The organism is Leifsonia sp. 1010 (assembly GCF_031455295.1).
GTDB lineage: Bacteria > Actinomycetota > Actinomycetes > Actinomycetales > Microbacteriaceae > Leifsonia.
The window spans coordinates 448,292-467,554 of sequence record NZ_JAVDSL010000002.1 but is presented as its reverse complement, the minus strand read 5'-3'; the positions used below and the strand labels follow the sequence as shown (position 1 = coordinate 467,554).

12 protein-coding genes are annotated in these 19,263 nt (G+C 71.5%); 2 read left to right on the top strand and 10 right to left on the bottom strand.

Features of this window, described 5'->3' with window-relative positions; genetic code table 11:
- The first annotated feature begins 324 nt into the window (after window positions 1-324).
- A complete protein-coding gene (gene ald, locus J2Y42_RS12950; RefSeq protein WP_309859258.1) occupies window positions 325-1,440 on the top strand; it encodes an alanine dehydrogenase in 1,116 nt (371 codons plus the stop codon).
- Between the two features lie 91 nt (window positions 1,441-1,531).
- On the opposite strand, the gene J2Y42_RS12945 is transcribed toward ald, so the two are convergent.
- From J2Y42_RS12945 to J2Y42_RS12900, 10 genes are all read right to left on the bottom strand, one after another.
- Window positions 1,532-2,140: a zinc-ribbon domain-containing protein gene (locus J2Y42_RS12945; protein WP_309859256.1), complete on the bottom strand. Its 609-nt coding sequence runs from the start codon at window positions 2,138-2,140 to the stop codon at window positions 1,532-1,534.
- Window positions 2,137-4,446 (bottom strand): transglutaminase-like domain-containing protein, encoded by a 2,310-nt coding sequence (locus J2Y42_RS12940; protein ID WP_309859253.1) that lies wholly within the window; start codon window positions 4,444-4,446, stop codon window positions 2,137-2,139. The genes J2Y42_RS12945 and J2Y42_RS12940 overlap by 4 nt, the downstream gene beginning before the upstream one ends.
- A complete protein-coding gene (locus J2Y42_RS12935; RefSeq protein ID WP_309859250.1) occupies window positions 4,446-5,786 on the bottom strand; it encodes a DUF58 domain-containing protein in 1,341 nt (446 codons plus the stop codon). The genes J2Y42_RS12940 and J2Y42_RS12935 overlap by 1 nt, the downstream gene beginning before the upstream one ends.
- Window positions 5,783-6,754, bottom strand: a complete 972-nt coding sequence (locus J2Y42_RS12930) for a MoxR family ATPase (RefSeq protein ID WP_309859247.1) — start codon at window positions 6,752-6,754, stop codon at window positions 5,783-5,785. The genes J2Y42_RS12935 and J2Y42_RS12930 overlap by 4 nt, the downstream gene beginning before the upstream one ends.
- A 100-nt stretch (window positions 6,755-6,854) precedes the next feature.
- Window positions 6,855-12,767, bottom strand: coding sequence for an Ig-like domain-containing protein (locus J2Y42_RS12925; protein ID WP_309859244.1), 5,913 nt, complete (start codon window positions 12,765-12,767; stop codon window positions 6,855-6,857).
- The gene (locus J2Y42_RS12920; protein WP_018190854.1) at window positions 12,764-14,215 is read right to left on the bottom strand and encodes a serine/threonine-protein kinase; all 1,452 of its coding nucleotides are present in this window, start codon (window positions 14,213-14,215) and stop codon (window positions 12,764-12,766) included. Before J2Y42_RS12920 ends, J2Y42_RS12925 begins: the two co-directional genes overlap by 4 nt.
- A gap of 110 nt (window positions 14,216-14,325) precedes the next feature.
- Window positions 14,326-15,162: a PP2C family serine/threonine-protein phosphatase gene (locus tag J2Y42_RS12915; RefSeq protein WP_018190853.1), complete on the bottom strand. Its 837-nt coding sequence runs from the start codon at window positions 15,160-15,162 to the stop codon at window positions 14,326-14,328.
- Window positions 15,159-16,358, bottom strand: a complete 1,200-nt coding sequence (locus tag J2Y42_RS12910) for an FHA domain-containing protein (protein WP_309859236.1) — start codon at window positions 16,356-16,358, stop codon at window positions 15,159-15,161. The genes J2Y42_RS12915 and J2Y42_RS12910 overlap by 4 nt, the downstream gene beginning before the upstream one ends.
- Window positions 16,359-16,479: 121 nt before the next feature.
- Entirely contained in the window at window positions 16,480-17,199 is a 720-nt protein-coding gene (locus tag J2Y42_RS12905; RefSeq protein ID WP_309859233.1) for a cache domain-containing protein, read from the bottom strand.
- Window positions 17,192-17,977, bottom strand: coding sequence for a GntR family transcriptional regulator (locus J2Y42_RS12900; RefSeq protein ID WP_309859230.1), 786 nt, complete (start codon window positions 17,975-17,977; stop codon window positions 17,192-17,194). Before J2Y42_RS12900 ends, J2Y42_RS12905 begins: the two co-directional genes overlap by 8 nt.
- 66 nt (window positions 17,978-18,043) lie before the next feature.
- Here J2Y42_RS12900 and J2Y42_RS12895 point away from each other — a divergent pair, with 66 nt between their 5' ends.
- The gene (locus tag J2Y42_RS12895; RefSeq protein WP_309859541.1) at window positions 18,044-19,219 is read left to right on the top strand and encodes a CoA transferase; all 1,176 of its coding nucleotides are present in this window, start codon (window positions 18,044-18,046) and stop codon (window positions 19,217-19,219) included.
- Window positions 19,220-19,263: the final 44 nt, after the last annotated feature.

Sequence of the window (19,263 nt, the reverse complement as noted above, 5' to 3'; positions counted from 1 at the left end):
GTGCCGTCGCGGTGGACCCGATCCTGACACACAACCGTCGCGATCCGCATCAGAAAAGGGCCGGATGGTCCATTCGGAAACACAATCTTTACGAAATCCGTGCCGGATCGGTCGAATCGCCCGGGAAACCGCAGACGGAGTGTTCTGCCGCGACAGCGGGATGTTCCGAGCCGTCGGCAAGCCCGCCCGCGCTGCGGAAACCGTCTGCGAGAACGCCATCCCTCCGCGAAATCAGCACCGCTTCATCCAGAATTCAGTCGAAATCCTCCGTGAACCCCGCTATGGTGAGAGCGAACCACCACGTCGAAGTGTCGAAGGAGCCCCATGAAGGTCGCGATCCCCCGCGAGATCAAGAACAACGAGTTCCGGGTGGCGATCACGCCCGCCGGTGTGCACGACCTGGTCGGCGCCGGTCACGAGGTCTTCGTCGAGACCGGTGCAGGCGTCGGGTCGTCGATCCCGGACGAGCTGTACGCCGGAGCCGGCGCGACCATCCTGCCGGACGCCGCCGCCACCTGGGCTGCCGGCGACCTCATCCTCAAGGTCAAGGAGCCGATCGAGAGCGAGTACGGCTACTTCCGGCCGGGACTCGTGCTCTTCACGTACCTCCACCTCGCGGCGGACGAAGCCCTGACCCGCGCGCTGATCGACGGCGGAGTCACCGCCATCGCCTACGAGACGGTGCAGCTGCCGACGCGCGCGCTGCCGCTGCTCGCCCCGATGAGCGAGGTCGCCGGACGCCTCGCGCCCATTGTGGGCGCAAACACCATGCTGAAGCCCAACGGCGGCCCCGGCCTGCTCGTCCCCGGCGTCCCGGGCACGCACCCGGCCATCGTGACCGTCCTCGGCGGAGGCGTGGCCGGCACGAACGCCATCTCGGTCGCCGTCGGCCTCGGGGCTGAGGTCACGGTGCTCGACACCAACATCCAGCGCCTACGCGAGCTCGACGCCCTCTACGCGGGCCGGATCAAGACGATCGCGTCGAACAGCTTCGAGATCGACAAGGCGGTCGTCGCCTCCGACCTCGTCATCGGCTCGGTGCTCGTGCCCGGTGCGAAGGCGCCGAAGCTCGTCACCAACGAGATGGTGTCGCGGATGAAGGCGGGCAGCGTGCTCGTCGACATCGCGGTCGACCAGGGCGGCTGCTTCGAGGACTCGCACCCGACCACGCACGCGGACCCGACGTTCACGGTGCACCAGTCGCTGTTCTACTGCGTCGCGAACATGCCGGGTGCGGTCCCCCACACCTCCACGTATGCGCTGACGAACGCGACGCTCCCCTACGCCCGGGCGATCGCGAACCGCGGCTGGCAGGATGCGCTGCGTGCGGATGCCTCCCTCGCGCTCGGCCTCAACGTCCACGACGGTCGCGTCACGAACGAGGGCGTCGCCTCGGCGCACGGCCTCGACTCCCTCCCCGTCGCCGACGCCCTCGCCTGACGCAGAGTACGTTCCCTCGCCAACAGCTCCGGAGTTTTTCCCGCCGCGGACCGCGTGTCGGGGTGAAAAACTCCGGAGCTGTTGGCTTGGGTCAGGAGACGTCGAACCAGTGGTCGCCGATTTCGACGCGGGTGCCGCGGGTGACCCGGTAGCGGCGGCCGGCCTCGCACTGGCGCGCGACGCCGCCGAGAGGATGCGCGATGGTGCCGTTGCCGGAGTAGCGGTCGCAGATCCACAGTTCGTCGCCCTCGAGCCCGAACTCGAGGTGGGTCTTCGAGACGCTGCGGCCGGGGTCCGAGACGACCACGAGCTGGTCGACGTGCTCCCCCGGCTGCGTGATCGGGCGGCGGCCGATGAGACCGGAGCCGGACACCTCCACGACATCGCCGGTCGAGAAGCTGAGCGTGTACGCCCGTTGGGCCGGCTTGTGCGCGGGAGGCGCCTCCTCCACGGGCACGATCGTCATGGCCTGGGTCGGCGGGAGGCCGTCCTCATCCAGCAGGACGTCCTCCGGGAAGCGTCCGGCGACAGCGGGCGACGGCCGCGACTCGGCGAGGCGGTCGGAGATGATCGACGTGTCGGACGGCCGCGGATCGGCGAGCTCGGGCGCGCGCACCCGAGATGACGTGACCGAGCTGCCGCACAGCGGGCAGAACAGCGTGCCTTCGGCCAGCTCCGCTCCGCACACCCGACAGTTCATCGTTCCCGTCCCTTCCCGTTCCGTCTTCCACGGTAGCCGAGCGATCGCAGCGAGACGGCAGCCAGCAGCCGCTTCCAGCGCGTGTCGCGCTTCGCGAGCTGCGAGCGGAGCTCGTCGACCGCCTTCCAGACCGTTTCGGCCTCTGCGGGCGTCGGCGCGACGCCGCTGAACGTCGCCCGGTCGGCGACCTTCGCGAGCGCGTTCGCGCGCGATCCGCCGATGGTGTCCGCGAACTCCACACGCGTCGCGGCCGGCGGCGGTTCGTAGCCGTGGTCGACGGCCGCGTCGGCGAATTCGCGCCATCCGCCGACGATGCGCTCGCGCGCCGTCGGCGCCGATCGGCGCAGCGCCCTCCGTCGCCACTTGGCCGCGAGCACCGCGAGGAACGGCGACGCGACCAGCGCGAGGATGAGCAGCGTCCAGCCGACGATCATCAGCACGGCCAGCAGCGTCTCCAGAACTGGGTTCGGCTGCGGCTGGTTGGACGGGTCGACCTGGGCCTGCGGCGGTTCGTCGTTGCGCTGCGGGTTCTCGTCGACCGGCGGCTGCACGTTGGTCTGCGGCCGGGAGATCTGCGTCGGCTGATCGGGCTGCTTCGGCGGGACGGGGCGGAGCGGCGGGGTCGGATCGACGGTCACCCAGCCGGAGGTGGTCTGCACTTCGATCCAGGCGGAGATGTCCGATCCCACGAAGGTCACGTTGGAGCCGGTCGCGTCCTTCGGCGCCACGAACCCGACGACGACCCGCGCCGGGAACCCGAGCTGGCGGGCCATGAGCGCGGCCGTGACCGCGTACTGCTCCTGGTCGCCGAGCATGGGCACGTCGGTCAGAAGCTCGGTGATCCGGTCGGCACCGTGCCCCGACCGGCTTGCCGGCTCCTTCGGTCCGACGCCGTGGCTGATGTAGCCGTCCTGCGCGAGCCCGCGCAGGGCCGCCGCCAGCTTGGCGCCGGCGCCGTCGACCCCGGCGGTGTACTTCTGCAGCACGGACGCGAGCTCGTCGGGGATGACCCGCGGCCGCGGCACGGAGTCGGTCCCCGGCTCGACCTTCTCGAGCTGGTCCGCCGTCAGCTGCGGCTTGACGACCGTCTCCTCGGTGTAGGTGTCGCCGCTTCGCAGCGCGGTGGTCACCGCTCCCGTCCCGGTCACGTCGTTGTAGAAGAACGCACCGGCGAGGCGTTGCGCGTCATCGCCGCTGAACCGGACCTGCTCCAGCTGGCCGCTGCCCGGGAGCCACGGCCCGCGGTAGTCGCGCACGACGACACTCGTCGTCGTCCGCTTGCCCTTCGTCGCGCCCTGGTCGATGCGGTACGGGACGCGGGTGAACGAGCCGGATGCGCTGGTCTCGTCACCGCTCCCGACCGCATAGGTGACGCCGTCGTACGTGTCGAGGGTCGCGATCCGCAGGCGTCGGTCGGCCGGGAGACCCGTCACGGTCAGCATGGCCTGATCCGCGCGGTCGGGCTCGAAGTAGGAGCGGAAGCCGCTCAGCGGGCTCGGATACTCGCGCGGGTCGAACGGCTGCTCCACCGCAGTCCGGGCGACCTGCCGTGCGCCCGCCGGCGGGATGAACGCCGCCGCCGCGATGCCCGCAGCAGCGGCGGTGATGAGCATCACGGTCGCGCCCGCGGTGGTCAGCAGGGCGGTCGATCGCCGCTCGCTCCGCGACTCGACCAGCAGCCCGCTCTGCTCGCGCAACGATCGGATGGATGCGGCGCGCCGCTGCAGCCGGAAACGGATCAGCCACGAGAGCAGCACGACGAACAGCGCGAACAGCAGCGGGAGCGGCAGTGACGACACCGAGGATCCGAGCACGATCCCGGCGACGAACAGCAGCGCAGGCGGGAGCGCCGCGAGCTCCGGCCGCGACGACCGCAGGGCGATGGTGACGGTCAGGACGGTGGCCACCAGCGTCAGCAGGAACGCGGGAACCAGCAGCGCCTGATACGACCCGACCGGGATGCTGATGGTCACCAGCTGCTTCCAGCTGAGCCACGTGCCCTGCACCAGGTCGACGAATCCGGCACCGGTCGGCAGCAGCCCCCCGGCGGTCGCCTCGGACGGGACCGCGAGCTGGACGCCGAGCCCCAGGTAGACGACCGCGATCAGTCCGGCGACGGCGATGCTCGGGAGGCGGAACGCCCATCCCAGCGCCGCCACCGCGGCTCCCGCCAGCAGCGTCACGGCCAGCATCAGGACGAACTCGGGCGACTGGTAGACCGGCCAGAACGACAACGCGCCGAGTGTGACGGCGACGAGCGCGAAGAGGACGTCGATCAGGACGGCGGCGGAGCGGCGGGCGGGCATCAGAGCGCCAGCCTTTTCGCGAGGCTGCGCTGGAGGTCCTCCAGGTAGCCGATGGTGAGCACGCTGAGGTCGGCGACCCGGCGCATCGACGGCACCGCCCCCTCGTCGCAGACGATCGCGACGACGTCGACGCCGAGCGGGAAGTGTCCGGCGGCCGCCCGCAGCTGCGCCGCCGTCGGCGTGGAACCGCAGATCAGGAAGGCGATCGAGATGCCTGCGGAGCCGTCGGAGGCCACCTGCGCAAGCTCGGGGAGCCGGAGTGCGGACTCAGCGGTCTCCACCCCGGACAGGTCGTCGAGGAGCCGCCCGCGATTGACCGTGCTGAGTTGCCGGGCGCTGAACACCATCCGCTTCGCGAAGTCCGGTGTCTCCGCGCTGGCGACGACCGAGACGGTCCGCGAGTCCTGCATGGCGCGGACGCCGAGCGAACCGGTGACGCTGACGGCGAGCTCGAACTCCTCCTCGGTGGCGTAGTCGGCCGCCGACAGGCTCAGCGCGACGAGGAGGTGGCTCCGCCGGGTCTCCTCGAACTGGCGCACCATGTAGCTGCCGGTCTTGGCGGTCGACTTCCAGTGTATGTAGCGGCGCTCGTCCCCGGGGACGTACTCGCGGAGCGCGTGGAAGGCGATGTCGCTGGCCGTGAGATCGCGGGTCGGCGACCCTTCGAGGTCGCGGACGAAGCCTGTGCTCATGCTCGGGATGGCGATGGTGCGTGGATGCACGAACAGGTCGAGGGAGTCGGCCCAGACGACCTCGCGACGGAGCATCCCGATCGGGTCGGCACGGACCGTTCGCACCGGGCCGATCGGCACGATCCCGCGCCGGGTGGTCGGCACGACGAACACGTCGGTGTGCTCCTCGCCCGACGCGAGCGGCGGCGCGGCGAACTCGGCGAGTCCCTGCCCGACGGGCACCTCGACACGGACACCGGGGAGCCCGCGGCGCAGAGTGTTGCGCACAGCGACCTCGCCGGGCGCCCGATCGCCCACGACGACCCGGTTCGCCGGAAGCGAGAGCCCGACGTCGTACGCCGTGCGGCCGATCAGGTAGCCCGAGGCGACGACGAGCAGCGCCAACGCCGTCCATCCCGCGACCACCGCCTCCACCCAGCCGAAGACGTAGCCCGCGGTCAGCGCGAGAACAGCCAGCAGCAGCATCGACCAGCCGAGCGCGGTGACCACCGCGCTGATCCGCCGGGCGAGGGTCGCGACCGCGCGTCCGGCCGTCGCCGACGTGCGGACGACCCACACGATCGCGTCGGCCAGGAAACCATCGCGCTCGCCGACGATGCGGGCGCGCGCGTTGGTGAGCTCGGTCTGCGAACGGGTGACGGTGGTCACACGGCGGCCCGATCGCTCGGCGGCGGGGTCTCGATGAGCAGCTGGCCGATGAGGCTGGACGCGCTGACGCCCTCGAACTCGGCTTCGGGGTCGAGCACGAGCCGGTGGGCGAGCACGGGCTCGGCGAGGGCCTTCACGTCATCCGGCGTGACGTAGTACCTGCCGGAGGCGGCCGCCATGGTCTTCGCCGCGCGCAGCAGGGCGAGGGCTCCGCGCACGCTCACGCCGAGCCGGATCTCGTCGGCCGTGCGGCTGGCCTCGACCAGCCGGGAGACGTAGTCGTTGATCGTCGGGTCGACGTGGACGCCTCGCGCCATCGTGGCCATCTCGACGACCGTGGAGGCGGAGATGACCTCCGGCACGACGACCTCGTGCGCGCGCCGCTCGGACCCTTCGAGGATGCGCAGGGTCGCCTCGTGATCCGGGTAGCCGATCGACGCCTTCATCAGGAAGCGGTCGAGCTGTGCCTCCGGCAGCCGGTACGTGCCGGCCTGCTCGATCGGGTTCTGGGTGGCGATCACCATGAACGGTGCGCCGACGGAGTGCCGGACGCCGTCGACGGTGACCTGCTGCTCCTCCATTACCTCCAAGAGGGCGGACTGCGTCTTCGGGCTGGCGCGGTTGATCTCGTCGGCGAGCACGATGTTCGCGAAGACCGGACCGCGGTGGAACTCGAAGGCGCCGCTCCGCTGGTCGTAGATGTTGACGCCGGTGATGTCGCCCGGGAGCAGGTCGGGGGTGAACTGGACGCGGTTGGTCGTCCCGCGCACGCTCTCGGCGATGGCGCGGGCGAGGGAGGTCTTGCCGGTGCCCGGGAAGTCCTCCAGCAGCAGGTGGCCCTCGCTGAACAGCGCGGTCAGGGCCAGCCGGATCACGTGGGTCTTTCCCAGCAGCACCCGGTCGATGTTCCCGACGAGACGATCGAAGACTCCGGAGAACCAGGTTGCCTGCTCGGGGGTCATCGTCATGCTCCGGCCTCTTTCGGTTCGGGGCGCGGCCGGTCGGGCCGCTGGGAAGGGGATGCGTGCCGCGGCGAGCGGCACATCCCATCAGTATGGCGTCCTCCACTCATTGCAGACTCGATCCCGGGTACTGCCGGGTGTACGTGTCGGACCCGCTGACCACCCGGACGACCAGGGTCGGCGTCGGATCGTTCGCCGGCGCGGTGCAGGATGCGGTATCGCCGGCGGCCGGCATGGGCAGCTGGGTCGTGCCGTCGCAGCTGTAGGTGACCGCGTCGTACTGCCCGGTCGGCCAGCTGGTCCAGGTGAACACGTGGCTGGCCGGGTCGAACCGCGCTCCGCCGATCGCGACGCTCACCGCGACACCGAGGTCCTGCTGCGCGCTCTGCGTGGAGCAGAGGGGCGCGCTGTCGGTGTAGCTCTCGCAGACGCGGGTGATCCGCACAGTGAGCGGTACGCCGTAGTGGTTGCCGCCTGAGCCGGTGAGGATTCCGGAAGTGCCCGCGAGCTGACCGGAGTCGACGACGGCGCCGCCGCTGACCAGCTGGTAGTCGAACACCGGGTTGGACCCGCCGCCCGCGCGGTACGAGACGGTGACCGCGAAGTCGGCCGTGTCGCCGTCCTGCACGCGTCCGTTGACCGCGATCTGGCTGACATCGCCCGGCGCCTGGCGCGGGGTCGCACTCACGACGGCGGCGGGCGTGCAGCCCTGGCCGTTGTAGGCGTAGACGATGAAGTTGTAGGTGCGGTTCGGGTTCAGCCCGTCGAAGGTGGTGCTTCCGCCCTGGACCCGGGTGAGGCCAGCGGTGCTGAGAGTGGGCTGGCCGTCCTCGACGCCGTCGACCCGGCACGATGTGGGATTGCCGCCCTGGAAGACGGCGACGTAGTAGGCGGTGATCGCCGTGCCGTTGTCGCCGAAGACGTTCGACCAGCTGAGCGTGGCGCTCGTGCCGTCGGTCGTGCTCGGGGTGGCGACGGGTGCGGTTCCCGTCGTCGTCGGCGCCCCGGCCGGCACGCCGCTCCCCTGGCTCTGGTTCCACGTCGTCCGGCCCTGGTAGAACTCGTTGCGCGACGCGACGGTGAAGCCGATCGCCGCACCGTTCGCGATGCCCGGGTCGGTCACGTTCAGCGCGTAGCGGGTGCCGACCGGGTCCGTGCCCATGACCTGCAGGGCTTTGGTCACTCCGCCCACCGACACCACGTACGAGGTGATCGGGCTCGCCCCCGGAGCGTCGGCCGGCTTCGCCCAGGTGACCCGGAGTCCCTGATCGAGCGGCGTCGACGAGAGGGCGGCCGGGGCGTTCGGGATCACATCGGACCACACGGGTTCGGCGTACGTCGTCGGGTCGGAGAGTCCGAGCGCGTTCTTCGCCCGCACGCTGAGGGTGACGGAGTTGGACGGCCCGTTGCCCGGCGTCGTGAGCGCGCAGGTCGTCGTCGCGCACGGTGTGGTGGACAGCACCGCGCCGGTCGACGCCGACGCCATCGTCACCTCGAATCCGGTGATCGGCGAGTTGTTGAAGGCGCCGGGGATCCACGAGAGCGTGAGGGTGCGGTCGGCGATGGCGCCGACCTGGACGTTCGACACGGGGGCGGGGCGGTCCTGCACCGAGACCGTCACCGTGCCCCAGACATACCGGTCCGGGTCGCCGGTCGCGTCGGCGACCTCGTACTGCAGCGTCGTGTCGGCGGCCGCCGCGGTCTGCGAGACCGTGATCTGGAGCTCCGAGTTGTCGGCGCTCGGCGTGATGCTGACGCCGTCCGGCAGCCCGGCGCCGAGGCCGCGCACAGCGACGACGCGCAGCGGCTTTCCCGGGAACGGGTTGGTCGCGCCGTCGTTGGCCAGCACATCCACGGTCGACGCCTGTCCGCGCGGCGCGATCACGCGGTCGGGTTGCGGGCTCGCGAGCGGACGCGTCGATGGCACGACCGAGATGTCGATGCGCCCGGCCTGCCCGGCGTTCACGGCATCCTTCACCCCGATGGAGAGGGACGGGCGTGTGCCCTTCTCGGCGTCGGCGGCGACGGTCACGGTCAGTTTCTGCCCGTTCAGCGACGCCGAGACTCCGGCGGGTCGCGGATCCTGGATGGAGTACACCAGCTCGCCGACATCCTTGGCGTACGGGTACTTGGTCACCTTGGTCAGATCGATCGTCTTCGTCTGGCCCGGCTCGAAGTCGATCAGCGCACCCGTGAACACCGGCGGCTGGTTCTCGCGCGGCGTCACCTCGATCGGGAGCACGATGGTGGCGACGTTGCCGTCCGGGTCGGTCGCGCTGGAGCCGTCCGTCACCTGGAACGAGATGGACGCCGGCCCGAAGTACCGCGGCGATGACGTGAACTGCAGGGTGTCGCTCCCGGCAACCAGGTCGTCTCCGTTCGCGTGGGTCGCACGGACGGTCGCCGCATCGGTCAGCCGCACCTTCCGGTCGCCAACGGCCACGATGTAGTCGTTGAGGTGGATGGTCAGGGTCTTTTCGCTCACGACCGTCAGCTTGGGCGCACCCCGCTTCAGCTGGGGCAGGGCGTCGTTGTAGCCGGGCACCCGTACGAACCCGTAGGCGACGACGTCCTCGTCTTCGGGGTTCGCCACCCGGAAGGGCACGATCTGACTCTTCGCCCCGATGGCGATCCGGATGCGCTTCGACGAGGTGACCTGCGCATCGCTGGTGTACCCGGGCACGAGCGACAGCTTCAGGCTGGACACCGGCCCGTCGGCGAAGAAGACGTTGGCCAGCACGTTCACATCCACCCGGTCCTTGCCGAGGATGTCCGAGAGGCCCAGGGTCGTATCGGACACGACGGGACGCGCGGGCGGCGCCTTCGTGTCGACGGTGAGCCGCAGGAACGCCTGGCTGGTTCCCCCGCGCTCGTTCTGGATCGTGTAGAGGAAGCCGTAGGCGCCCTCGGTCTGGGGCGCGGTGACGGTCACCACATCGCCGCTGATCTTCGCCTTCGCCTTGCCGTCGAGGGAGGTTACCGCCGTGACGCTGAGCGGGCTGCCGTCGGGGTCGCTGTCGTTGGCGAGCACCTGCACCGAGAGCGTCCGGCCCGGCCGGGCCGTCACGTCGTCCTCGACCGCGATCGGGTTGCGCGCGCCCACCACCCGGGCCGCGATGCCGACCCGGACCGTTCCGGTGGCGCGGGCGCCGAGCGCGTCGACCACCGCGTACGTGAAGGTGTCGGTGCCGGCCGCGTAGTCGCCGGCCTGGAAGTCCATCCAATCGGGCCCGGAGGCGATCACGGCGCCCTTCTGCGGGTTCGTCTCCTGCCCGATGAACTGCACCGAGTCGCCGTCGGGGTCGATCCCGGAGAGCGGGACGGTGATGCGGACCGTGTCACCGGCGAGCACGCGGGCGGTGACGGTCTTGGGCACAGGCGGGTTGTTGGTGGCGGCGTCGCGCTCGCGGACCGCGATGGTCACCTCGGCCGTCGCCCACTGGCCGTCGGCGCCGTAGACCTTGTACGCGGCCGTGTAGTTGCCGGGCTTGGCCGGAGCGAGGTACCGCAGGTGGTCCCCGCTGGCGAACAGCAGTCCGGCGCCGCTCGGAAGCGGCGTCGCCAGCGTGGGGTCGAGGGTCAGCTTGTCGCCGTCTGGCTGCACGTCGTTGGCGAGCACCGGGATGTCGACCACGTCGTTCACCCGGACCGAGACGCTGTCGGGGGCAGCGATCGGCGGCTGGTGCACGGTCAGCGGCGGCAGCTGCACGACGGTGACGGTGCCGACCGTGTCGGCCAGGCCGTTGCTGAGCCGGTAGTGGAAGTCGACGGGACCCTCGAGCGGTCGGCTCAGCGTGACGCGCAGGGTGCGCTGCTGCAGCACCTGCACGCGGACGCCGGTCGCGGCCTCCGGCTCCGTCACCCCGGTGACGAGCAGCACGCCGCCGGACGGGTCGATGTCGGTGGCGAGGACATCGACGTCCTGCGTCGACTGCTCGCGGATGAATGCGGTGTGCGGCACGGCGATCGGGGCGGTCTTCGCCCCGGGCGGCGCCTTCACCTCGACCCGGACGACCCCCGTCGCCGTCACGATGCCGTCGGTGACCGAGTACTCGATGTTGTGCGTCCCGGCCTGATCGGACTCGAAGCGGAAGGTGCCGCCCTGGTAATCCGGCGTGATCGTCGCGTCCGCCTTGGTCGGGACGGTGCTCAGGCGCACCGTGCCGTTGCCGCCCCGCACGTGGTCGAGCGGCGCGACCGTCACCTCCTGCCCCTGGTAGGCCACGACGGCGAAGGGGTCCGCGATGATCGGCACCTGCCCCGGCGCGCGCACAGTCACGGCGAGCAGGCCGGCGGCCTCCGCGCGCCCGTCCGAGAGGGTGAGGGCGACATCCTTCACTCCCTCGCCGTCGCCATGGTCGGAGTAGGCGACCTGGCCCTGCGGGGTGAAGGTCACGGTATCCGGAGCGGGGACGGAGGCGCCGGCGAGGTAGAAGGAGTCGCCGTCGGGGTCGTAGCAGTCGCCCAGCACGGGAGCCGACACACGACCGCCGGACTGCACCACGGCCTTCGCGTTGCGCACGCACACCGGCGGGCTGTTCTCCGCCGACGTCCGCACTGCCACAGTCACGTGCGCGCTCGCCGTCCCGCCGCGGCCGTCGGAGATCGTGTAGTCGAAGGCGATCGTCCCGGTGGCCGTGTCGGGGAGCGAGAGCTGGAGCTGCTGATCGGCGTTGGTGAGCTCGATCGTGCCCTGGTTCGCCGGCACCGCGGTGAACGAGTCGATCGTCAGCACGTCGCCGTTGGGGTCGTAGTCGTTGAGGAGCACCGGCAGCGGCGTCACGCGTCCCGGCCGGGCGCCGAAGGAGTCGGCGACGGCGACGGGAGGCTGCTCCTGCTTCTCGTACTGCGGGGCGTCATCCTGCTTGGTCTGGTTGACGAGCTCCTGTGTGGTCTTCTTCGACACCAGCTCGTCCCAGTTGTCGATGCGGGCGTTTCCGCTCTGCACCGCCCAGGAGATGCCGGAGCGGCCGTCGTTCAGGACGACGCGGTCGCCGTTCACGCGGAATCCGAGCACGGCGCCCGACGGCACATCCTTCAACGTCGACCTCTCGCCCGAGCCGTTCGCCGAGCACGACCGCCACGCCGTCCCGTCGTTCCAGGCGGCGTAGGTGCAGCCGTCGACCGCGACCGGCGCGGCCGGAGCACCCGACTGCCGCGCGAGCACGCGGCTCGCCGATCCGCCGTCGAGCGGCACCCGGATCAGTCCGGCGGTGGAGGCGACGAACACGGCGTCCCCGTCGGCCGACGGCTGCTGCAGCACCGGATCGTCGCCTTCGGGAAGGAGGGACGCGAGGCTGACCGTCCGGCCCTCCATCGACAGCGTGCGGGCCGACGGGTCGAGGAGCGCCCAGTGGCCGCCCACCGAGGTGAGCGACACGTCCGCTCCATCGCCCCGGGTGCGCAGCGTCTCGGTCGTCGTGGACGGCTCGGCGCCGTCGAGGGCGACGCGCACCAGGGCACGGGTCGCCGGCTGGTACGCGAACAGCACGCCGGACGGGTCCATCGCCGACACCGCGCGGCCGCCGAGGTCGATCGTGGCCGCCGAGCCGGAGTTGAAGTCCTCCAGCTGGTCGACCCCGGTGAGCCACAGCTGGCCGGTCGTCTGGGACAACAGGGCGACGTGGCCGCCGGCGAGCGACACCTGCGGTGCACGCGGCGGGAGCGCGACGGACTTGCCGGCCTCCGCGGTTGCCGGGTCGACCACCGCGACCGTGTTCGCCTCCCGGTCGAGCAGGAGCACGTCGGTGCCGTCCTGGACGACGTCGAGCGCCTCCCCCGTGCCGGCCACCACCGAGTTGAGCTTGTCGATCTCGGTGTTCGCCCGCCCGAGCGACTTCTTGGCGTCGCTCGCGACCCAGACCGAGGCGTCATCGAGCCGGAGGTGCTGCGCGCTGTAGCCGCCCGAGACGACGGCGAGCGTCGTCACCAGGGCGGCCACCGCCGTGCCGCTCACGGCTGTCGCCGCGATGGACTTGTGCGCAGCGAGCCACGAGCCGATGGCGCCGAGGCGGGTCACGTCCCGCCCGTCCCTTCGACGCACTTCTGCCCGCTCGGCGTCCCGGTCTTGCCGTCGCGGTTCACCGTGACCGTGACGCAGACGGTCTGACCGGACTTCGCATCCACGCGGAACTCTGTCGCGTGCTGGCTGCTGGGCGGCTGGTCGTCAACCGTGACCTGGTACGTGTCGCCCTCCTGGAGCCCTGGGTCGGTCCAGGTGAACACGATGGTGCTGCCGGTCACCCGGCCGCTGAGGTCGCGGACGGTCGGGATGTCGTCGCTGGCCCCGGCCCGGACGAGCACGATCGAGGCCGTCACGGCGAGCACGACCACAAGCACCGCGCACGCGACGAGCGAGAGCACGAGGGCGCGCGAAGTCTTCGACGGGGCGGCCTGCTGCGGCGTCTGCGCGCTCCCGCTCTCGCGGACGACGGTCCGGGTCGGCGCGCGGGTCACCGTCGCGGAGGCAGGTGCCGCTCGGCGTCGGCGGCGGCGCGCGCCCGGATCGACGGCGACGACGCCCTTCACCCGGGTCCGGTCCTCCGGATCGCCGGCCGTCGCCAGGGCCCAGTCGTCCATGGCGACCTCGATGGGCGTCTGCGGCAGCCCGAGCTCGCTCTCCACCGCCTGCAGCTCGCGGATGAACTCCAGCGCGCTCCGCTGACGCTGCGAGGGGCGGCGAGACATCGCGCGCATCAGCACCTGCTCGAGGCGCGGCGGGACGTCGGCCCGACCGATGGGAAGCGGCCGGCTCTTGGTGATGCGCTGGATGAGCTCGGCGGACGTGTTCTCCTTGCCGGGCACCTCGAACGGCGAACGCCCGGCGAGCAGCGAGTACAGGGTCGCGCCGAGCGACCAGACCTCGCTCGCGATCGTCCCGCTCGTCTCGTCGAGCAGCACCTCGGGAGCCGACCACGGGATGGAGAGGCCGATCGCCTCGGTGACGTCGGCCTCGCTCAGCGTGGCCGCGATGCCGAAGTCGCTCAGCACCGGGTGCCCGTACGCCGTGCTCAGGATGTTCGACGGCTTGATGTCGCGGTGCAACACTCCGGCGCGGTGGGCGGTCTCGACCGCGCTGGCGATGCGCACGCCGGTGCTGAGCGCCTCCGGCACCGACAGGGGCTCGGTGCGGTACCGCTGGCCGATCGCCGCGGAGCAGAGCTCCATGACCAGGTACGGCCGCCCGTCGGAGGAGACGCTGGCCTGATAGACGGTGAGGATCGAGGGATGCGTGCTCAGCTGCGCCATCAGGTTCGCCTCGGCCTGGAACATCTGCTTGACCTGGCTGGTGACCACTTCGGCGAGCATCACCTTGACCGCCACCTGACGACGCGGCATGTTCTGCTCGTACAGGAAGACGTCGGCGAAGCCGCCGGAACCCAGCACCCGGACGTAGGAGAAACCGGGGAGGTTCGGCGGCTGGGACGGCAAACGCCGGGCCATCGGCTCCTCCCGTTCGTCGATCACGCCTTCGCCGGTGCGAGGCGTCTGACAATTGTAGGCAGCCGGATACCGCCGCCGACCGGCCCGGACCCGCACTGGGGACAACTCGATTACCCCCAAGTCGGGGGGCAGAATCAGTGGCGGCGAGCGGCCCTGCGGGAGACGCCTTCGCGGTGCGCTCCGGACTCCGGGGTCGCCAGCACGTCGACGACCACGACGGTCACGTTGTCGCGCCCGCCGTTGCCGAGTGCCGCATCCATCAGCTGCTGCGCCGCGTCGAGCGGAGAGGAGCCCTCGCCGAGGAAGTAGCGGATACCGTGCTCGGTGAGCTCCTTCGTCAGGCCGTCCGAGCACACCAGCAGCCGGGAGCCGGCGACGATCGGCAGAAGGAAGTAGTCGGGGACCGGGTCCTCGTTGAAGCCGACCGCGCGTGTGATGACGTTGCTGTGCGGGTGCACCTCGGCCTCCGCCGGGGTGATGGCGCCGGCGTCCAGCAGCTCCTGCACGATCGAGTGGTCGACGGTGAGCTGCTCCAGCGTCCCGTCGCGGTAGCTGTAGACGCGGGAGTCGCCGATGTTGAACACCAGCCAGTACGGGTTGCCGTCGACCAGGGTGAGGGCGATGCCGGTGACCGTCGTGCCCGTCCCGAGGTCGGTCTGGCCCACGCCGCGGGTCATGTCGTCCACCGCCGAGCGGAGGGCCTCGGTGAGGGCGAGTTCTCCGACGAAGTCGGCCTTCACCTTCTCGGCGAGACGCGTGACCACCGCCGTGCTGGCGAAGTCTCCTGCCGTGTGCCCGCCCATCCCGTCGGCGACGGCGAAGATCGGGGACCGCGCGAGGAGGCTGTCCTCGTTCACACTGCGGCGGTATCCGGTGTCGCTGAGGGCGGCCCAGGAGAGGCTGATGCGGGCGTCGGGATCGCCGGGGACAGCCACGGTGTGGCGTCTGCTGCTGCGACCGATCTGGGTCACTCGCGTCCTTCGTCTCTGCGGGCGGTGATCTCGATGATATTACCGTCGCCGATCTCCACCCTCGCTCCGGCGAGCACGACGGACGACTCCCCCGGACGCAGCCGCCGCGCGCCGGTGGGACCCGTCACCACCGTCCCGTTCGTCGAGCGGAGGTCGGTGACGACGACCGCGTCCCCCGACTGCTCGATGCGGACGTGCGTCGACGACACCTCCTGGGTGGGCGACGGGACGGTGACGAGACGCGGCTCCACGCCGGAGTCGACGCGCTGCGGGGCCGGCCGTCGACCGATCAGGACGGGCAGGTCGAGCGCGATCGTGTCCCCCGACGGGAGGCGCGCGGCGAAGGTCGCGGGGGGCGGCGGCAGCACCACCGGCTCGGTCGGCGGGAACACCTCGTCGGTGCGGATCGTCAGCGGCCCAGCGGGCGAGACCGGCGTGTCGCGAGCCGGGGCGAGCGCAGCAAGGCCGGGCGAGGACGGCGCGGGTTCGTCGATGTCGACGGCACCCGGCAGCTCGTGCGGGGCGGGATGCGCCGCGGGCGGCACGACCTCGGACGCCGCACCGGCGTCACCGGCGCCGGCTCCTGCGCCGCCGAACAGGCTGGAACTCTGGTTGCGGGAGCGGATGATCGTCTCTTCCGCTGCCGGACCGGTCACCGCCTCGGCTGCGGCCGGGGCCTCTCGGCTGCGCTCGGCGCGCTCGATCGGCTGCAGCGTCCAGGTCAGGAGTTCGCCGTCGGTGACGCCGACGCGCAGCGGCAGCGAGCCGATCGAGAGCCGGGCGACCGGCCCGGTCGGTGCGTCGTCACCCTGCAGCACCAGGCCCGTCACCGTGCGGAACTCGGCCAGCACCCATGGCTGGACTCCGCCGGACGAGAACCGGCGCGCACCGCCGACCGAGAAGACGTCGACGGCCGCCGACCCACGCACCACCGCCGTCACGGTGACCTCGCCCGCAGCATTGGGCTCGGCGATCTCCGCGACCGCGAACGAGCGGACGCTGTCCGGCCCGGCGAGCGGGAAGGCTCCGACGACGGACTCGATGGTCGCCAGGTCGGAATCCGCCAGCCAGTACACGGCGTCGACGATCTCGTCGGAGACCGTGCTCTCGACGGCGGCCACGAACCGGCGACCCGCGACGAGCAGCCACCGCGACGGACCGGCCGTCGGCGCGTACCGGATGAAGCCGCCAGTCATCGTCGGCTCCTCCTGGTCGTCTGGTCCCGGGCCTGTCGCCGGCCGGGTCGCGCATGTGCGCGGTCGTTGCGAGTGTAGCCCGGCGGCACAACGCTTGCAGGCTGATGCGCCCGGGCCCCGCTCACACTCCCCCGGTCTCCACCAGCCGGAACGTCGTCCCCGCGCACTCTTCCGCATCGGAGCCGACGGGGATGACCGTCCCGACCAGCACGGCCGGGTCCGTCGACACCGTCACGCGACCCTGCTCGTTGACGAGCGCCAGCGGCCGGCCGCTCGCGAGCATCGACGGGAGCAGCTCCCGCTCGAGGCGCTTGACGTACACATCCACGCCGACGACGCCGAGCATCCGCCCGTCGTACTCGACCGGCGACGTCACCGTGACGATGTAGTCGCACGCGCACAGGTGGTCGACGTACGGACCGGTGATGTGCGTGCGGTGGGTCGACTGCGGGACGCAGTACCACTCCAGCGACCGGAAGTCGCGCAGGTAGTCCGAGTACGAGCGCGCGGCGAGGTCGAGCTTCGACGGCGCTCGCGTCGCGCCGAACACCGGGTTCTCGTCGAGCGGGCCGAGCCACCAGCAGAACCGCACGTCGGAGCCGCCGGCCAGCTCGGGCGCGGCGACGAAGCCGGCGCCGATGAGCAGCGGGTCGTCCTCGGCGAGGGCCGGCAGCACCAGCGCGGCGATCCGATCGTCGAGGGAGGTCGCACCCGACGGCTCCGCGGCGAGGATCGCCTCCCGCCAGCCGCCGAGGGTGTCGTGGATGCGCGCGAACAGGTCCGAGACGCGCGCGGCAGCGGTAACGGCCTCCACAGCGGCCTCCGTCGTCGATTCAGCCATCGATCGTCCCTCCGCGCTCGATCCGCGCCTTCGCCGCGAGCAGCCACCGGGCCACCTCGTCCAGCAGCCCGCTGACCCGTGCCCGAGCGGTCGCAGCCTCACGCGCAGCGACCGCGTCCACGACCTCCCGAGCGGCGGATGCGGTGGCCGCACGCAGCGCCGGGTCGCGCATGCCGAGCCACAGCAACGGGCCGAACTCCGCCTGCAGCCGCAGCTGCTCACGCACGAGCCGCGCGGACTGGCTGAGCACGGCGAGCTCCAGGAGGAAACCGCCGGCGTTGCGCCTGGCCTCGGCCGCGTCGGAGAAATCCGCCGCCGTCACCCAGGCGCGCAGCCGGTCGTCGTCGGCAGGCGTCGAACGCTCGGCGGCGCGGTCGGCGCACCCGGCGGCGATCGTCGTCACGTACACCGCCAGGTCGGTCAGCTCGACCTGCGAGAGCCCGCGCAGCCGTGCCGCGAGCAGGGCGTCGTCGGCCTCTCCGCGGTGCACGACGAAGCTGCCTCCGTCGCGCCCGCGCCGCGTCTCGACGAGCCCGGCCTGCCGGAGCATCCCGAGACCCTCCCGCGCCGTCACCAGCGCCACGCCGAAGCGGCGCGCCAGCTCGGCCTCGCTAGGAAGCCGCTCGCCGGCTTCCAGCACCCCGAGAAGGATGGCGTCCGTCAGCCTCCGGGCTACCTGTTCCGCGCGTCCGGCGTCGTCGAGCTGGGCGAACACGGCGTCGCGCGCGCCGGGCGCCGAGCGGCCGGTGCGTGCTGCTTCGCGCGTCGCTGAGGTCACCCGTCAACGATAACGCGATCGAATCATTCGCTATAGGATGAATCCGTGTCGAGCGAAGGAGCGAGCATGGCCGACGACCGCGGCCGCATCCCGGAGAAGCCGGATGCGGGTGTGCTGCGCGGGGTCCGCGTAGCCGATTTCTCGCGCGTGCTCGCCGGTCCGTACGCCACCATGATGCTGGCCGACTTCGGCGCCGACGTGATCAAGATCGAGAGCCCCGGCGGCGATGACACCCGGGCCTGGCGTCCTCCGGTCGACGATGCGGGCGAGTCCACGTACTTCGGCTCGGTCAACCGCAACAAGCGCTCGGTCGTCTGCGACCTCGCCACCCCCGACGGGCTGGCGACGGCCCGGCGCCTGGCGAGCACGGCCGACGTCGTGGTCGAGAACTTCCGGCCCGGCGTCATGGAGCGCTTCGGCCTCGACGAGCAGACCCTGCGCGAGACGAATCCGCGGCTGGTGTTCTGCTCGATCACCGGCTTCGGCCGCGATGCCGGAGCGGCCCTCCCCGGCTACGACCTGCTCGTGCAGGCCGTCGGCGGCCTGATGAGCATCACCGGAGCGCCCGACGGCGAACCGAGCAAGGTCGGCGTCGCCCTGGTGGATGTGCTGACCGGCCTCAACGCGTTCTCCGGCATCCTGCTCGCCCTCCGCCAGCGCGACGCGACCGGGCGCGGCTCCCGGGTGGACGTGGACCTGCTCGGCTCGCTGCTCGCCGCCCTCACCAACCAGGCGTCCGGCACCCTCGCGACCGGCCGCTCCCCCGCCCGTCTCGGCAACGCGCACCCGAGCATCGCGCCGTACGAGCTGTTCCGCGCGGCCGACCGCGAACTCGTCGTGGCTGTCGGCAACGACCGGCAGTTCGCCGCGTTCGCGGTCGTCCTCGGCCACCCTGCTCTCCCCGGTGACGAGCGTTTCGCCACCAACGAGGCCCGCGTGCGCAACCGCGACGCGCTGCGCGGCATCCTCGAACCGCTGCTGTCCTCCCGGACCGCCGCCGACTGGGTGGATGCGTTCACCCGCGCCCGCGTTCCGGCCGGGCTCGTGAACGACATCGCCGAGGCGTTCGCATTCGCCGAGTCGCTCGGGCTGGAACCGGTCGTGACGAGCGTCGATCCAGAGACCGGGCGCGCCTCGCGTCAGCCGGCGACGCCCATCCGGCTGGACACCGCTCCGGCCGTCCACCGCACCCCGCCTCCGCCGCTCGGCGCGCACGAGGCGCGCTGGACCGACGAGCGCTGAGCGCGCCAGAGGGACCTGCACCACCCGACTCACCTGCACCACCT